The organism is Moraxella bovis (genome assembly GCF_002014975.1).
GTDB lineage: Bacteria > Pseudomonadota > Gammaproteobacteria > Pseudomonadales > Moraxellaceae > Moraxella > Moraxella bovis.
The window spans coordinates 18,168-34,326 of sequence record NZ_MUXV01000036.1 but is presented as its reverse complement, the minus strand read 5'-3'; the positions used below and the strand labels follow the sequence as shown (position 1 = coordinate 34,326).

Below are 16,159 nucleotides of genomic sequence, written 5' to 3'. Positions count from 1 at the left end.
TTGAAGTTCTTTATAATAGCCCTTTTATCTGCCAAAATTATGACCGACCAACTTCCCAAAAACGCCCTTATCAAGGCTCTACCCCCTGCCGTTCGGCGGTTTATCACCCGATTTTTTGTAACCCGTGCTTTTGTGTGGCTTATCTTGATTGCCTTTACGCTCTTTGTTGGGGCGAGCAGTTTTTGGCTACTGATGGCACTATGGGTGCATAAGCCCTTTGGCGATGTGGGTACGCAAATTTTTATGGTATTTTTGGCGTGTTTGGCAATGAGTTTAACGGGCTTTTTATTACTCGGGCGATTTTTAGACGGCGGACGGATTTGGCGGTGTATCTTATCTGCTTTGGCGTGGGGCTTGGGTGGTATTTTGGCATGGACGCAAAAAACGACCGCATCTGGCATGATGAAGTCGCCAGAATCATTCAATACGAAAAACAAGGCGATATGGTTACCCTGCACAATGTGCGTAATTTTCGTTGGTATGATAAGGACAAATATGATGTAAATTGGGAAACTCGCCAGTATAACCTACAAGAGCTAGAAACTTTTGAGCTTATCATCTCGGATTGGGGCTTGGATAAAATCGTACATACGATGGCAAGTTTTGTCTTTAAAAATAGCGAAAAATTAAGCTTTTCTATTGAAATTCGTAAAGAGTCGCATGAGAGCTTTTCGGCGATTGGGGGATTTTTTCGCCAGTTTGAGCTTGGGCTTGTCGTGGGCGATGAGAAGGATTTGATATACTCTCGCACCAACGTGCGTGGCGAAGACATGTACATTTATCCTGTCAATTTGCCAAAAGAAAGCGTGCGTGAGCTGTTTTTGCTTTATTTACAAAAAGGCGAGAGTCTCAACCACGAAGCCCGTTGGCATAATACGCTGATTAGTAATTGCACCACGTTGATTTTTGATATGATGGGGGAGATTGAGCGGATACCTGTGGATTATCGGGCACTACTTGCAGGGCTGTTGCCAGAATATCTGCACGATGAGCGGGCGATTGACACAAGCTACACGGTGGATATGTGGCGAGCCATGGCACGCGCCAATCCTTATGTCGAGCATTTGAATAAAACGGACATGGAAAGTCGTGAATTTTCAAGACTTATTAGGCAGGGTTTGCCAAAATCTGATTAGGGCGTACCCTAGCATGATTGGCGGATTTTGTGATAAATTTATGATAAAATACCCCAAAAGGAGACGATGATGAGCTATCTTGATACCCTAAATTTTAACGCAGACGGACTAATTCCTGCCATTGCCCAAGACCATAAGACAGGGCGGATACTGATGATGGCATGGCAAAACCGTGAAGCTCTGGCGATGACGGCACAGACGGGGCAGGCGGTGTATTTTAGTCGCTCTCGTGGCAAGCTGTGGCACAAGGGCGAGACAAGCGGACACACTCAAATCGTTTATGAGATTCGCACCGATTGCGATAGAGATGTGATTGTGCTTATCATCACGCAGATTGGGGGGATTGCGTGCCACACGGGGCGGACGAGCTGTTTTTTTGAAAAATTGGACATGGCGAGCCTTGATTGGGTGGCGGTGGATAAGGTTATTAAAGACCCTAGCGAAATTTATGGTAATACGGTAAAAGTGGACGCACCTCAGACGCTGATTAAGCTGGATAATAGCAAAGTCATTGGCGAGCTTGACCGTATTTTAGATGAGCGAAAAACCGCCGACAAAGACAGCTCTTATGTGTCAAGTCTATACCACAAAGGGCTTAACAAAATCCTAGAAAAAGTGGGCGAAGAGACGACCGAAGCGATTATCTCCGCCAAAGAATTACAGCTGGTGCGTGCCACAGGCGACAATGACGAACATGCCAAAGCGGACGTGGTCTATGAAGTGGCGGACATGTGGTTTCATAGCCTTGTCGCCTTGCACCAGTTAGGGCTGTCGGGCGATGATGTATTGACCGAGCTGGCAAGACGGTTTGGGCTGTCGGGCATTGATGAGAAAAATGCACGCACGACAAAAGGGTAACATTTCATCATTTTGTCAAAATTTTATGTTAGACTAATTTTTTTAAAATTTAAAAGGGTAATATCATGGGCGGATTTTCTATCACACATTGGCTGATTTTATTGGTGGTGGTGGTCATCGTGTTTGGCACAAGCAAACTTAAAAATGCAGGCAAGGACTTAGGTTCTGCCGTCAAAGGCTTTAAAGATGCGGTCAAAGAAGACGACAAGCCCAAACTTACCCAAACCGATGACACCCAAGACGTCAAAGTAGAAGAGATTAAGATCAAAAAAGACGAGACGGTCTGATAGGCTATGTTTAATCTGGGCTTATTTGAGCTTGGGCTGTTTGGGGTCATCGCACTCATCATCTTAGGCCCTGAAAAACTCATCATCACCGCACGCACGCTTGGCAAATGGTACGGTAATTTTCGCCGTATGTCGGCACGCCTACAAAGTGAGCTGGTGAGCGAGCTTGAACTCACCGAAGTACAAAACGCCCTAAAAGCGGAGATTGATGAGATTCGTGCGTCCGAAGCCAAGATGAAAGCCCAAATGCAGGAACTGCAAGCCAAAATCCGCCAAACTGACCAAATCGCACGCACCAACCAAAGTGCGATTTTGGAGAATTGGCAAGAAACTCAAGACACCAAGCAAGACGCTCAAGACACTGACACAGACAGTGAAAACCCCCAAGCAAATACCTCCCAATACGACACCTTACCTTTAACTTATCGCTTTTTTTTATTGGGCGATTATGACAAAAAACGCCGTCTGCCCCCCGCCCCATTTTTGCCCAATTATAAAGCCGACAAACTCTTATATCAGGGGGACGTGTGAGCGAGTTAGATAAACAGACTGCAGATGGCGATATGCCACTCATGGCACATTTTGCCGAGCTTAGAACCCGTTTTATCCGCATGGCGGTGGCGGTGCTTGTCGTGTTTTTACCGCTCATGTATTTTAGTCGCCCCTTGTATGACTTGATTTCAAGTCCGCTTGTCGCTCTGCTACCCCATAACGCCAGTATCATCGCCACCCAAGTGGCGTCTGGCTTTTTGGCTCCGATAAAACTGGCGTTTTTTGTGGCGTTATTCATCTGCGTGCCATTTATCACCGCTCAGATTTGGGGTTTTGTCTCGCCTGCTCTATATAAGCACGAAAAACGGGCGGCTCTGCCACTTTTGCTGTCCGCCATTGTCCTATTTTATGTAGGCATGGCGTTTGCGTATTTTGTGGTGCTGGTGCCTGCCCTAAAATTTCTCGTCTTATTCGCCCCTGACAACGTCCTGCCGATGACCGACATTGAGAGTTATTTGGATTTTGTCATCAAGCTGTTTTTGGTGTTTGGACTCATGTTTGAGATACCTGTGGCGACCATGCTGCTGGTACTCATGCGTATCGTAACCCCTGAATGGCTCGCCGACAAACGCCGATACATCATCGTGGGCTGTTTTTTTGTCTCGGCAATCATCACACCGCCTGATGGGGCAAGTATGCTCATGCTTGCCATTCCCATGTGTGTTTTGTTTGAATTGGGGCTTGTTGTGGCAAGAATGATTGTGAAGCCTGATAAACAGATTGCTGATAATGGGGCGTAGGGATAAAGTGTAATTTGCCCAAGTTCATTTAAACCTAACAAGCCCAATATTTGCCACAGGTTTGGTAGGGGCGTGCTCAGCACACCCTTTGTTGGGGCTGTTTTATAAGGCGTGCTCAGCACGCCCCTACATCAATTGGCATAAAAGGCGTGTTTATCACGTCTTTTTTCTGATTATTTTTTTGACCTATTTGACAAAACAAACAGTTTTTTGGTAATTTTTAATGGTTTATGCTACAATGCCAAAAATTTTTATCTCTTTTAAACTTGTCTAATTTGGCACCTGTCATGTCCATTGAGCTACCCCCATACCGACCGATAAAAAAACGCAGTGGACTGGCCGTCATGGGTGCGGCGTTTCATGCCCTGCTCATGCGTGAATTACAAACCCGTTTTGGCAGTTATCGTTTGGGTTATCTGTGGGCTCCCTTAGAAGTCATTTTGCAAATGGCGATTATGATGATTATCTTTGGAGCTATCATGAAACGTGCCTTGCCTGGCATGGATTATATGCTGTTTTTGGTGGCAGGGTTTACGCCGTTTTTTATGATGCAAAAAATCGCCACTCGCTCACTAGGAGCGGTTTCTGCCAATGCTGGATTGCTCATGTATCGGGCGGTACGGCATATTGATGTGATTATCGCTCGCTCGTTTTTGGAGCTGGTGATTTATTTTATGACCTTTGCCATCTTGTTGTGTGGGCTCGCCTTTTTTGGCATTGGGTTTAGTACCGAGCATTTGGATATGGTGCTGTTTTGTTGGCTGATGATGTTCTTTTTTGCCTTTGGGCTTGCCATGATACTCATGATTGCGGGGCATTACGGTGGTGAGGTTAGCAAAATTATTAGCATTATCTTTACGATACTGTATTTTACCTCAGGGGTGCTGTATTCGGTGCATATGATACCCGAGCCGTATTTAAGTTATCTGATGTATAACCCTTTTATGCATAACTTAGAGATGATAAGGCACTCGCTGTCGCCGACATATCCGATTTATCATGTGGACATGTGGTATTTTGCCAAATGGACGGTGTGTGTGAATTTTTTGGGACTGCTATTGTATAAAGCCTTTGAGCGTGATTTGATTCGTGCCAAATGATGATAAGAGATGATTGAGATTAAAAACATTACCAAATCCTTTATGACCCCACACGGTCGGCACTATCTTTTTAAGGATTTGAATTTGACCATTGCCGATAAGCAGTCGGTAGGACTGCTTGGGCGAAACGGGGCGGGCAAATCAACCTTGCTACGCATCATCTGTGGGCTAGATACCCCCGATAAAGGCGAGGTGGTTACTGATAGCACCATCAGCTGGCCGGTGGGCGTGGCAGGGGGCTTTCAGGGCAGTCTGACAGGCAGGCAAAACGTGCGTTTTGTGTGCCGTTTGTATTCAAGTGGTGATTATATCGATGAGAAGATTCGCTTTGTTGAAGAGTTTGCTGATATTGGTAAATACTTCGACATGCCAGTCAAAAGCTACTCATCGGGCATGCGTTCACGGCTGACCTTTGGGCTGTCGCTTGCCTTTGATTTTGATTATTATATGTTAGATGAAGTGGGTGCGGTCGGTGATGCGGCGTTTCGTAAACGTAGCGAAGAGATATTGGAAGCCCGCCGTAAGCAGGCAGGATTTTTGATGGTGTCGCATAACCTAAAAGACATCGAGAAAAATTGTGATATTGGCATTGTGCTGATGGAGCAGACCGCCAAAGTCTTTGACGACCCCAAAGAAGCCATTGAGGTGTATAACGAACATGTTCACAAAGCTAAAAAATAAGCGTAATCGCTCAGCCATCATCTTGTTTATCTTGGTGGTGATTTTGCCGTGGATTGCCATCAGTGCTTATACACTCGTATTGGCTCACCCACGCTACGTTAGTACATCGGATGTGGTCATCAAGCAAGTCTCCGAGCAGGGCGTATCCGCCACGGGCATCTCATCATTGCTTGGGGTTAATAACACCAACCGTGAAGATGCTCTATATTTGACCAAATATATTCTGTCTAATGACATGATAGATAAACTGGATGCAGAATTTAAGTTTCGTGAAGCCTATCATGTTAATGGGGCGGACTTTATCAATGAAATCCCAAGTGATGCTACCCAAGAAGAGCTAAGAGAGTACTTTAAAAAACGTGTGTCGGTGTCGCTTGACGAGCTAAGTTATGTACTTACGGTAACAACAGAGGGCTTTGAGCCAGAATATGCCTTAAAGCTCAACCAAGCCATCTTGCGTGAATCTGAAAAATTTGTCAATAACATCTCAAAAGATGTGGCAAATGAACAGCTTGCCTTTGTCTCCGCCCAAGCTGCTGATGCCGAGCAAAAGCTCAATGACGCCAAAAAGGCGGTGATTGACTACCAAAACCAAAATGAAATCTTTGACCCGCAAGTCAATGCCCAAATGGTCAATCAAGTCATTGGTACCCTACAAGGACAGCTAAGCTCGTTGCGTACCGAAGAGCGTCAACTGCTCAGCTATCTTAATCCAGAAGCTCCGCAAGTGGTGAGCCTGCGTAGTCAGATACGTTCGGTAGAAAAGCAAATCAAAGATGAACAAGCCAAACTTACCTCCCCACGAGATGCCAAGCTTAACGCCAAAACGGTGGAATTTGAAACCTTAAAAGCAGAGGCGGAGTTTGCCAGTGAGCTTTATAAAATCGCCTTGACGTCCTTAGAGAGTTCTCGGGCAGAAGTCATGCGTAAGATGAAAAACTTGGTGGTCATCACCTCCCCTCATCGGGCAGAAGATGCCTTATACCCCCGTATGGGCTATGTGCTAGGAACGTCGCTTGTGCTACTACTCATCTTGTATGGTTTTATCGTATTGGTACTGGCGGTCATCAAAGACCACGCCAAGTGATTGCATAGGAAAAACAATGAAAAAATTGATAAAAACCCCTTTGGTCATTGCTTTGGTTTTGGCGCATACCGCCTTTGCCAATACCAATTTTGCCACGGACAATAATACAGGCAGACTGGCAGGCGTGGTCAATGGTACGGGCGTGCCGTCAGAGGCAACCACTGCCGAAGCGGTGGCAATGGCAAGCATGCCGACCAATGCCATCATTAACAATAGTCCCGTCATCCAAAATGTCAAAACAGACGTGCGTATTTTTGGTGAACAGCTCTTTCGTGGGGCGTTCTCTACCACGTCAGGCTCTACCTTTAATGACAGTTATGTCATCAATGTCGGCGACAACGTGCAAGTGAGGATGTGGGGGGCGTATCAGTATGCCGCCACGATGACCGTTGACCCGCAGGGTAATATCTTTTTGCCAAATGTCGGGCCGGTACGGATTGCAGGCGTGCAAAATGGACAATTGCAAAGTGTAGTACAGTCGGCGATAGGACGGATTTACCGCTCTAATGTGGGCGTGTATGCGTCTTTGGAGCAAGCCCAACCTGTCAAAGTGTTTGTCACGGGCTTTGTCAATCAACCAGGGTACTATGGCGGATTGGCAGCCGATAGTGTCTTATCCTACCTAGACCGTGCAGGGGGAGTAGACCCTAAGCGTGGCAGTTATATTGATGTGCAAATCCTGCGTGGCGGTCAGGTTGTCCAACAAATTAACCTGTATGATTTTCTTATCATGGGGCGTTTGTCGCCATTTTCGTTCAGAGATGGGGATGTGATTAATGTCGCTTCCCAAAAACAGACCTTTGCCATCTCAGGTCGAGTACAAAATGAATATGTCTTTGAGTTTGGGGTCAATGATTTGACCATCTCAGACGTGCTCGCTGTTGCAAACCCCCTGCCAGATGCCACCAACGTCAGCATTACCCGAGCCTCAGGCAAAGCCAAGACGGCAGAATACTATGCTCTAAATGAAGCACAAAACATCCCTGTCCAAAATGGTGACACGCTCGTGGTCACCTCCGACCGTCATGCAGGGACGATAGCGGTGCAAGTCACGGGGGCTCATAAGGGCAATGGGGCGGTGGTATTGCCTTATGGGGCAAGATTAAAAGACGTGATTGCACAGCTTGAACCGTCTAGCCTTGCCAATGTCAATAACTTGACGATTTACCGTGAGTCGGTCAAGGCAAGCCAAAAAGCGTCTATTAATAGAGCCTTAGACCGCCTAGAAGAGATGACACTGGTTACCCAGTCCACAACCCGAGAAGAAGCCCAGCTACGCTCTCAGGATGCCAAACTGGTGGAGCAGTTCATCAATAAGGCTCGCCGCATTGAGCCGACAGGGCGTGTGGTGGTCGTGCCAAACTCATGGCAGGACATCATCTTGGAGCAGGGCGACATCATTCATATCCCTGCCCAAACATCTGTCATCACCGTAAATGGTCAAGTGCGTAACCAGGGGGCATTGACCTTTAATGCCGATTTGACGTTGGGCGATTACATCGCCAAGTCAGGCGGATTTGATGACAATGCCGACAGCGAAGAGATTTTGGTCATGCATCAAAACGGCGAAACCAGTGTCGTTAATACCGCCTATCGCATTCAAGAGGGCGATGAGATTATGGTCTTGCCAAAAGTCAAAACTCGCAAAGTGGAAGTCGCTCGTGGCATTGCACAGGTTATCTATCAGCTTGCCGTGGCGACAGGCGTGATTGTCAAACTCTGATGGTGCGTTTGTCTTGTGCCACCAAAGGGATTATTAAAAATAATCCCTTACTTGGCGTGGCACTTGGGGCGGACATTGTTTATAAAGACAAAACTGCCCAAGCCGTGCTAGCATGGGGGAAAAAACCAAGCCGTAGCAAGGCGGTGTCCTTTGCCGACACGCATAACTTAGCACTCACCACAGTAGAAGACGGCTTTTTACGCTCGCTTGGCAGTGGCATACACAGCGTGGGGGCAAGCTTTATCAAAGACGATTTGGGCGTGTATTTTGATCTAACCACCCCTAACCGCTTGCAAGCACTTATCGCCGACTGTATGGCACAGTGGAGTGATGATAAAGAGCGACACGCACAGCGGTTAATCAACAAAATCATCACGCACCAATTATCCAAATACAACCAAACCACCACCGCCCCTGATTTATCGGCATTGGCAAATAACGACAAGCCCCACATCATCATCATCGACCAAGTGGCAAATGATGCGTCTATCACAGGAGCAGGGGCGAGTGCGGACAGCTTTTTTGCCATGCTCGCCCACGCCAAAGAGCGGTATTCCAATGCTAATATCTGGATAAAGGCGCACCCTGCTGGCAAGGGCTATTTTACCCCGACCGACATCGCTCCGCCGTTCTATTTAGATACGCCCTGCAACCCTATTGCCCTTATCCGTCAAGCCTGTGCGGTCTACACAGTCAGCTCGCACATGGGTTTTGAGGCATTAATGCTTGGCAAAACAGTGCATAATTTTGGCGTAAACTGGTATGCTGGCTTTGGCTTGACCGATGATGATTTTGTCAAAAATACATCTATGTATCAAAACCTTATCTGCCATTATCAAACGCTAAACATCACACAAGCAAGCCTTAATCAGCTTTTTTATGCCAGTTATGTGCAGTATAGCCATTATGCCAATCCTGCCACAGGACGAGCGTGCGACATAGAGACGGTTATGGACTATCTCATCGCCAGCCGTGATTGGCAAAATCGGCTTGGTAGCGAACTGCTTGTTTATGATTTTAGTCGCTGGAAAGTGCCATTTGTGTGGGGATTTTTGGGGTTTGATAAGGTAAATTTGACCGTCAAACCCAAAACCAAATGGTGGTTTTTTTTGCCATATGGTATCAATGAAAAACGTGCCAAACGTGCCGACAGTAAAGTATTTAACGCTTTATCTAATACTACCGATTATGTCGTATGGGGGCAAAAATCCAAACGCCTGTTAAAAGACAAGCTTGCCAAACGTGGCATGACAAATCCTGTCATTTGGTGCATGGAAGACGGCTTTATCCGTTCAAATGGCTTGGGGGCAACGCTCATCGTCCCGTTGTCGGTGGTCATGGACGATGTGGGGATTTATTTTGATGCGACCGCCCCGAGCCGTTTGGAGCAGATTTTAAACAGCATTTGCCTAACTGATGACGAGATACAGCGTGCCAAAGGCTTGCATGAACTGCTTTTAACCAAACGAGTCAGTAAATACAACCTCCCCACCAAAAACCATGATTTTATCAAACAAATCAACGGTTTGAAATCAAACCGCCCCATTCGTCTGGTGGTGGGACAGGTTGAAGATGATGCGTCTGTGCAGACGTGTACGAGCTTGATTAAAAAAAACAGCGAGCTTCTGGCAAGGGTGCGAGCCGATTTCCCTGATGATGTGATTATTTATAAACCGCACCCCGATGTGGAAGCAGGGCTAAGGGTCGGCAAGGCGGATAATCATCATGTGGTGGACATGGTTGCCCACGATGTTGCCATGCCCGACTGCCTAGATGTGTGCGATGTGGTGCATACGATAAGCTCTTTGACAGGGTTTGAAGCCCTGCTGCGAGATAAAAAGGTGGTGTGCTATGGCTTGCCGTTTTATGCAGGTTTTGGGCTGACCGATGATGTGGTTGAGTCTGATAATACCTCCAAAATCAATGCTTTAAACAGACGTACCCGCCCCAATCTACCCGCCTTGACCCTAGATGGACTCATCTATGGCACGCTTATTAGCTATCCCATGTATCATCTACCGCATGGAATAGGACTTGCCACGCCTGAGCAAGTCATCGAGTATTTGTACAATCAAGCTCATACCGCCAAGCCAAGTCTTGCCAAACGACTGACCCAAAACGTCAAAACCACCGCCATGCAATTACGAAAAATCATCATACGGTAAAAAATTGTATAAAAACTATGATACAATACGTCAGCCAACTGTTTGTATTTTAATCAGTTTTTATTTTCATTTGTTAGTTTTTATCATCTTTTTACTTTTTTGATTGTCTATGTCTTTAACCTTAAAACGTCTGCTATCTCATGATGACATTTTGCTACTGCAAGGCAAAATGGGGACGTTTTTTTGTCGTTTTGCCACATTTTTGATGAGTGAGGACAAGCGAGTGCATAAGGTTAATTTTAATGCAGGCGATGCTCTTTTTTATTGCCATAAGGACAAGATGAGTAATTTTCGGGGGCGTCAAAGTGAGTTTGATGAATTTTTAACCAAACTCATTGATGACAAACAGCTAAAAGCGGTGGTTTGTTTTAACGACTGTCGCCCTTATCATGAGATTGCACGACAGGTGTGCAAGCGTCTGGGGGTTGCCTTTTTTGTCTTTGAAGAGGGTTATCTGCGACCTGATTATATCACCCTAGAAGAGCATGGCATTAACGGCTATTCACGACTGGACTCAACGCTCATTGATACCCTGCAACGGGCAAATGACAAGCCAGAATTTACCGACAACCGTTTTTATCGGCTGTGTGTGGCGAGCATGGTGTATTATGTGGCGGTGTTTGTAGGGCAGTGGCGATATCCGCATTATGAGCATTATCGGGGCTTGTCCCTATGGGCGGAAGCGTGGGCGTGGGTCAAAGCCCCTGTGCGTAAGTTTACCCGTTATCATTCGGACAAGCGTTTGCAAGAGCGACTGGTTGGGCAAAAAAACTTCTATCTCGTTAGTTTGCAGGTGCATAACGACTCACAAATCAGCCATCACAGCGACTATCAGGACGTGCGTGATTTTATTAGCGAAGTCATGATAAGTTTTGCCAAGCATGCCCCCAGTGGCACGAGCCTGCTGTTTAAACATCACCCCTTAGACCGTGGACATCGTGACTACACTCGCATGATTGCCAAGCTCGGTGATGAGCTTGGGGTGCAGGGCAGGGTGTTTTATGGCTGTGACATGCACTTGCCGAGCCTGATGAAGGCAAGCATTGGCATGATTACGGTAAACAGCACCACCGCTTTGCAATCAGTATATCATCAAAAACCCACCAAAATCATGGGGCGTGCCTTGTATGATGTGGCGGGACTGACCGACCAAAAGCCTTTGGCTGAGTTTTGGGCAAATCCGACCGCCCCTGACCGTGATTTTTATCTAAAATTTAGGGAATATCTCATCGAGCAGACGCAGTTGAACGGCTCATTTTATGGCAAAGCCCCGTGGGAGCTGTCGGGCTTTTATCGAAGTTTGGCACAGGATGCGATAACAACCAAATAAGCCCAACCCCTTTTCATAACCACCATATTTATCATTTATCACGCCGTGATGAATTTTTATAGGCATTTTTTTAAAAAACTGCTACAATATCCTGTTATCATTTAAATTTTATAGACATCATGACCGCACTTTCTCATATCCGTAATTTTTCTATCATTGCCCACATCGACCACGGCAAATCCACCCTTGCCGACCGTTTTATTCAGGTGTGTGGCGGTCTGTCTGACCGTGAAATGCAGGCTCAGGTGCTTGACAGCATGGATATTGAGCGTGAGCGTGGCATTACCATCAAGGCTCAGTCGGTAACGCTATATTACAATCACCCAAGTGGCGAAAAATATCAGTTAAATTTTATCGACACCCCAGGACACGTGGATTTTTCTTATGAAGTATCTCGTTCGCTCGCTGCTTGTGAAGGGGCTTTACTTGTCGTGGATGCAGCCCAAGGCGTAGAAGCCCAAAGCGTGGCAAACTGCTACACCGCCATTGAGCAGGATTTAGAAGTTTTACCTGTTTTAAACAAAATTGACCTGCCACAGGTTGAGCCTGAGCGTGTCATCGAGGAGATTGAGGACATCATCGGCATTGAGGCGGTGGACGCTCCACGAGTATCCGCCAAAACAGGCGTGGGCATTGATGAATTGCTACAAGCCTTAGTGGAGAAAATCCCTGCCCCACAAGGCGACCGAGATGCCCCCTTGCAAGCCTTGATTATTGACTCATGGTTTGATAATTATCTGGGCGTGGTGTCTTTGGTGCGTGTGCGTGAAGGGCAGGTCAAAACAGGCGATAAGATTTTTATCAAATCCACAGGCGAGAGCCATTTGGTAACTTCCATTGGCGTGTTCACCCCAAAACGCTTGGAGACAAATATCCTACAAGCAGGCGAGGTGGGCTTTATCATTGCAGGGATTAAGGACATTGCAGGGGCTCCTGTGGGCGACACCATTACCCTTGCCAAAACGCCTGAGGTAGATAGCATTGCTGGCTTTAAAAAAGTAACTCCGCAAGTGTATGCAGGTATGTTTCCCATTGATTCGTCTGATTTTGAAAAATTCCGTGAAGCCTTGCAAAAGCTACAAATCAACGACTCTGCTTTATTTTTTGAGCCTGATACGTCCGAGGCGTTGGGCTTTGGTTTTCGTTGTGGCTTTTTGGGCATGCTCCATATGGAGATTATCCAAGAGCGTTTGGAGCGTGAATACGACCTTGATTTGATTACGACTGCCCCTTCCGTGATTTATGAAGTCGTCAAAAAAAATGGCGAGATTGTCTATGTGGATAACCCGTCCAAGCTCCCCGATACAGGCGTAATCCAAGAGTTTCGTGAGCCGATTGCCCGCTGTAATATTTTGGTGCCACAAGAATATCTGGGCAACGTCATCACGCTTGCCATTGAACGTCGTGGCGTGCAGGTGGACATGAAGTTTATGGCTCGCCAAGTGCAAGTCGTCTTTGATATTCCGATGGGCGAGGTGGTCATGGACTTTTTTGATAAATTAAAATCGGCATCTCGTGGTTTTGCATCCTTAGATTATGGCTTTGAGCGTTATCAAGCGGATAAATTGGCTCGTGTGGACGTACTTATCAATGGCGAAAAAGTGGACGCCCTTGCGATGATTTGCCACCAAGAACACGCTCGCCGTCGTGGTAATCAGCTGGTTGAAAAAATGAAAGAGCTGATTCCAAGACAGATGTTTGATGTCGCCATTCAAGCGGCGATTGGTTCGCAGATTATTGCTCGCTCCACCGTCAAAGCCATGCGTAAAGACGTTTTGGCAAAATGTTATGGCGGGGACGTGAGCCGTAAGAAAAAACTCTTAGAAAAACAAAAAGCAGGTAAAAAACGCATGAAACAGGTGGGCAGTGTAGAAATCCCCCAAGAAGCGTTTTTGGCGGTGCTAAAAGTGGACGGCTAAGGCTTTCTAAATTGGTATAAAACTTGCAGATATTTATGACAAAGGTGGCTTGTGGAATTTGACATTAATTTAATCTTGGTGCCTGTTACGCTGGTGCTACTGGTGGCGTATTTGGCGGATAAATTTGTGTTAAAACAGCATAAATTGGTCGCCAAACAAACCAAGCTCATCTTACATGCTCAGACTCATTTGGAGCAAGTGGAAAAAGAGTTTAAAGCGACACTCGTGCGTTTTGGACATGATGAGGCACCGGCTGAGTTCATCGGCAATGAACATACGCCAGAGATGCTCAAAAATCAGTCGCTTGTCTATAATGAAGCCCGACGCACTCTAGCCGAGGCACAAAAGCAGGCAGGGATGAACGTGGGCGAACCGGCGGTTGAGCCAAAATTGGTGCAGTGGGCGTATGAGTACCTGCCCATCTTGCTCATCATCGTGTTGGTGCGTTCGTTTGTGGTTGAGCCTTTTAATATCCCATCAAGCTCGATGGTGCCAAGCCTATACACGGGCGATTTTATCATTGTCAATAAATCCTCCTATGGGCTAAGATTGCCGATTACGCACACCAAGATTTTAAATACAGGCAATCCCAAGCATGGCGATGTGGTGGTGTTTCGCTATCCTAAAAATCCCAAGCGCTACTACATCAAACGCATGATAGGTCTGCCAGGGGACACGGTGGCATTTAGTAATGGCGTGCTATCCATCAATGGACAAGCGGTAAATACAACACCCGTGGATTACCAAATGGCAGATAAGCTTAATGCCAAGCTGATGCCGGCTGTGATTGAGAATCATCGCCTGTCCGATGAAGAGCGTGCCAGATATGGCATGGAAGAAGAAAAGCACGCTCACTATTATCGTGAAACATTGGGTGAGCACGACTATACGGTGCGTTATTTGGGCGATTTAAATAGTGCGTCCATTGCTCCATTCTTATTAAAAAACTCACCGCAAACTGCCACATCAGGTGGCACAGCATGGCAGATTACCGTGCCAGATGGACACTACTTTGTTATGGGTGATAACAGAGACCGCAGTGCAGACGGGCGGTTTTGGGGCTTTGTGCCAGAGAGTCATTTGGCAGGCAGAGCAACTTATATTTGGATGCACAAAGAGCCTGGGCTTAATCTACCCAGCTTTGGGCGAGCAGGAGCGATTGATTAATCGCTTAACATAAACTTAACAGGTGCGATATGCAACAACTAACTTCATTAACCGACCAACGTGGGGCGAGCGTTACCACGATTATTGTCGGTTTGGCGATGGCAGGTATCATCATCAAGCTGGGACTTGGGATTATTCCTGCTTATATTGGTGATTATCAATTCACCAAATTGGTGGCAGGCGAGCTTAAAAAAGCCAATGATGCCAAGCAAAACGAGCGTCAGTTCATGCAGAGCTTATCTCAGCAGTTGTCTATCAATGCCAACTATAATACCAAGCCAGAAGAAATGATTATCTTTACCAACAAAACCCCTGGAGCGTTGGCGGTCAAAAGCCAATACGAAGTAGAAAGTAATTTCTATGGCGAGACCTTTATTGTCAATCGCTTTGAAAAAGAGATTACCGCAGCCGATGCTAAGTAAGAGTTATGTCTAAACACACCACATTGCCGACACACTTTACCAGCTTTGAGCAGGGCTACCCTGTTCTTTGTTCAAAATTGGGCTACACCTTTAACGACCCCAATCTGTTAAAGCGCGCCCTAACACACCGCTCGTATGACCCTAAGATGAGCTATGAGCGGTTGGAGTTTTTGGGCGATGCTCTTTTGGGAGCGGTGATTGCCGAGGCGTTGTTTACCTTTTTTCCCCGTCATGATGAGGGCAAGCTGACCCGTATGCGTGCTACATTGGTACGCCAAGAGACCCTTGTGCAAATTGCCGAAAAATTGGAGCTGTCATCTCATCTGATACTGGGCGTGGGCGAGCGTAAAGGCGGTGGGCGACACCGTGCCAGTATTTTGGCTGATGCGGTGGAGGCGATTTTAGCATCTGTCTATCTGGACAGTGGCGACATTGAACGGGTGAAAGGCTTGGTTAAATGCTGGTATGAGACCTTGATTGGTGAGATGGGCGAAGAAAAAGTGCTAAAAGATGCCAAATCCCGCCTGCAAGAATGGCTTCAAGGCAACAAACTGCCCCTGCCGACTTATACACTTATGGATACCATTGGCAACGCCCCCAATCAAACCTTTGTGGTGGCATGTACTGTGGCTGTGGCGGACTGCACGCCCATTACCGAGACGGGCGAGAGCAGACGTATTGCCGAGCAAAAATGTGCCGAGCGAATGATAAATCAGCTCAATAAATTAGAAAAGCCTAAGGCGTTATAAAGCATATTTTAAAAATTGAATAGGTAGGGGCAATTCATTCGCCCAAAAATCAGTGCTTTTATATAGGGCAAATGTAATTTGCCCCTACAAATCCACAATCTCAAAAAATAACACCAATCATCACCCATTTTTAATCATCCACATTTTAAATTCCCAAACCAACCGACATTTACAAATACCATTTGCCCCGCCTGTGTTGTCGTTATATAATGACAACATTGCCCTTATTTTGAGAATTTAGGA

At 46.4% G+C, this 16,159-nt stretch carries 16 protein-coding genes; all 16 read left to right on the top strand.

The window, feature by feature from the left end; genetic code table 11:
- Nucleotides 1–39 precede the first annotated feature (39 nt).
- The 16 genes from B0182_RS14915 (at nt 40) to rnc (ending at nt 15,916) form a co-directional block, all read left to right on the top strand.
- Complete coding sequence (locus B0182_RS14915; protein WP_228157746.1) at nt 40–504, top strand: hypothetical protein; 465 nt, start codon at nt 40–42, stop codon at nt 502–504.
- The gene (locus B0182_RS09180) at nt 444–1,136 is read left to right on the top strand and encodes an Lnb N-terminal periplasmic domain-containing protein (RefSeq protein ID WP_228157821.1); all 693 of its coding nucleotides are present in this window, start codon (nt 444–446) and stop codon (nt 1,134–1,136) included. Before B0182_RS14915 ends, B0182_RS09180 begins: the two co-directional genes overlap by 61 nt.
- Before the next feature lie 69 nt (nt 1,137–1,205).
- Entirely contained in the window at nt 1,206–1,994 is a 789-nt protein-coding gene (gene hisIE, locus B0182_RS09175) for a bifunctional phosphoribosyl-AMP cyclohydrolase/phosphoribosyl-ATP diphosphatase HisIE (RefSeq protein WP_078274645.1), read from the top strand.
- A 65-nt stretch (nt 1,995–2,059) separates the two neighbouring features.
- The gene (tatA, locus tag B0182_RS09170; protein WP_078274644.1) at nt 2,060–2,281 is read left to right on the top strand and encodes a Sec-independent protein translocase subunit TatA; all 222 of its coding nucleotides are present in this window, start codon (nt 2,060–2,062) and stop codon (nt 2,279–2,281) included.
- A 6-nt stretch (nt 2,282–2,287) separates the two neighbouring features.
- Complete coding sequence (locus B0182_RS09165; RefSeq protein WP_078274643.1) at nt 2,288–2,812, top strand: Sec-independent protein translocase subunit TatA/TatB; 525 nt, start codon at nt 2,288–2,290, stop codon at nt 2,810–2,812.
- 32 nt (nt 2,813–2,844) lie between these two features.
- A complete protein-coding gene (tatC, locus tag B0182_RS09160) occupies nt 2,845–3,573 on the top strand; it encodes a twin-arginine translocase subunit TatC (protein ID WP_078274718.1) in 729 nt (242 codons plus the stop codon).
- A 287-nt stretch (nt 3,574–3,860) separates the two neighbouring features.
- Nucleotides 3,861–4,673, top strand: coding sequence for an ABC transporter permease (locus tag B0182_RS09155; protein WP_078274717.1), 813 nt, complete (start codon nt 3,861–3,863; stop codon nt 4,671–4,673).
- 9 nt (nt 4,674–4,682) lie between these two features.
- Nucleotides 4,683–5,354: an ABC transporter ATP-binding protein gene (locus B0182_RS09150; protein ID WP_029102398.1), complete on the top strand. Its 672-nt coding sequence runs from the start codon at nt 4,683–4,685 to the stop codon at nt 5,352–5,354.
- Nucleotides 5,332–6,441 carry a KpsE/RkpR family capsule polysaccharide export protein gene (locus B0182_RS09145; protein WP_078274642.1) on the top strand — a complete coding sequence of 370 codons (1,110 nt, stop codon included), beginning with the start codon at nt 5,332–5,334 and terminating at the stop codon, nt 6,439–6,441. Before B0182_RS09150 ends, B0182_RS09145 begins: the two co-directional genes overlap by 23 nt.
- A 16-nt stretch (nt 6,442–6,457) precedes the next feature.
- A complete protein-coding gene (locus B0182_RS09140; protein ID WP_078274641.1) occupies nt 6,458–8,164 on the top strand; it encodes a polysaccharide biosynthesis/export family protein in 1,707 nt (568 codons plus the stop codon).
- 8 nt (nt 8,165–8,172) lie between these two features.
- Nucleotides 8,173–10,329, top strand: coding sequence for a capsular polysaccharide biosynthesis protein (locus tag B0182_RS09135; RefSeq protein ID WP_158079674.1), 2,157 nt, complete (start codon nt 8,173–8,175; stop codon nt 10,327–10,329).
- A 109-nt stretch (nt 10,330–10,438) separates the two neighbouring features.
- The gene (locus tag B0182_RS09130; protein ID WP_078274639.1) at nt 10,439–11,659 is read left to right on the top strand and encodes a capsule biosynthesis protein; all 1,221 of its coding nucleotides are present in this window, start codon (nt 10,439–10,441) and stop codon (nt 11,657–11,659) included.
- A gap of 119 nt (nt 11,660–11,778) precedes the next feature.
- Nucleotides 11,779–13,578 carry a translation elongation factor 4 gene (gene lepA, locus B0182_RS09125; RefSeq protein WP_078274638.1) on the top strand — a complete coding sequence of 600 codons (1,800 nt, stop codon included), beginning with the start codon at nt 11,779–11,781 and terminating at the stop codon, nt 13,576–13,578.
- A gap of 51 nt (nt 13,579–13,629) precedes the next feature.
- Nucleotides 13,630–14,745: a signal peptidase I gene (lepB, locus tag B0182_RS09120; RefSeq protein ID WP_078274637.1), complete on the top strand. Its 1,116-nt coding sequence runs from the start codon at nt 13,630–13,632 to the stop codon at nt 14,743–14,745.
- Between the two features lie 29 nt (nt 14,746–14,774).
- Complete coding sequence (locus B0182_RS09115; protein ID WP_078274636.1) at nt 14,775–15,167, top strand: DUF4845 domain-containing protein; 393 nt, start codon at nt 14,775–14,777, stop codon at nt 15,165–15,167.
- A 5-nt stretch (nt 15,168–15,172) separates the two neighbouring features.
- Entirely contained in the window at nt 15,173–15,916 is a 744-nt protein-coding gene (gene rnc, locus B0182_RS09110) for a ribonuclease III (protein ID WP_078274635.1), read from the top strand.
- Nucleotides 15,917–16,159 lie beyond the last annotated feature (243 nt).

Bases quoted from the DNA above. Each gene is read 5' to 3' on its own strand.
- B0182_RS14915 (WP_228157746.1), top strand. From the start codon at position 40: ATGACCGACCAACTTCCCAAAAACGCCCTTATCAAGGCTCTACCCCCT.
- B0182_RS09180 (WP_228157821.1), top strand. From the start codon at position 444: ATGGTTACCCTGCACAATGTGCGTAATTTTCGTTGGTATGATAAGGAC.
- hisIE (WP_078274645.1), top strand. From the start codon at position 1,206: ATGAGCTATCTTGATACCCTAAATTTTAACGCAGACGGACTAATTCCT.
- tatA (WP_078274644.1), top strand. From the start codon at position 2,060: ATGGGCGGATTTTCTATCACACATTGGCTGATTTTATTGGTGGTGGTG.
- B0182_RS09165 (WP_078274643.1), top strand. From the start codon at position 2,288: ATGTTTAATCTGGGCTTATTTGAGCTTGGGCTGTTTGGGGTCATCGCA.
- tatC (WP_078274718.1), top strand. From the start codon at position 2,845: ATGCCACTCATGGCACATTTTGCCGAGCTTAGAACCCGTTTTATCCGC.
- B0182_RS09155 (WP_078274717.1), top strand. From the start codon at position 3,861: ATGTCCATTGAGCTACCCCCATACCGACCGATAAAAAAACGCAGTGGA.
- B0182_RS09150 (WP_029102398.1), top strand. From the start codon at position 4,683: ATGATTGAGATTAAAAACATTACCAAATCCTTTATGACCCCACACGGT.
- B0182_RS09145 (WP_078274642.1), top strand. From the start codon at position 5,332: ATGTTCACAAAGCTAAAAAATAAGCGTAATCGCTCAGCCATCATCTTG.
- B0182_RS09140 (WP_078274641.1), top strand. From the start codon at position 6,458: ATGAAAAAATTGATAAAAACCCCTTTGGTCATTGCTTTGGTTTTGGCG.
- B0182_RS09130 (WP_078274639.1), top strand. From the start codon at position 10,439: ATGTCTTTAACCTTAAAACGTCTGCTATCTCATGATGACATTTTGCTA.
- lepA (WP_078274638.1), top strand. From the start codon at position 11,779: ATGACCGCACTTTCTCATATCCGTAATTTTTCTATCATTGCCCACATC.
- B0182_RS09115 (WP_078274636.1), top strand. From the start codon at position 14,775: ATGCAACAACTAACTTCATTAACCGACCAACGTGGGGCGAGCGTTACC.
- rnc (WP_078274635.1), top strand. From the start codon at position 15,173: ATGTCTAAACACACCACATTGCCGACACACTTTACCAGCTTTGAGCAG.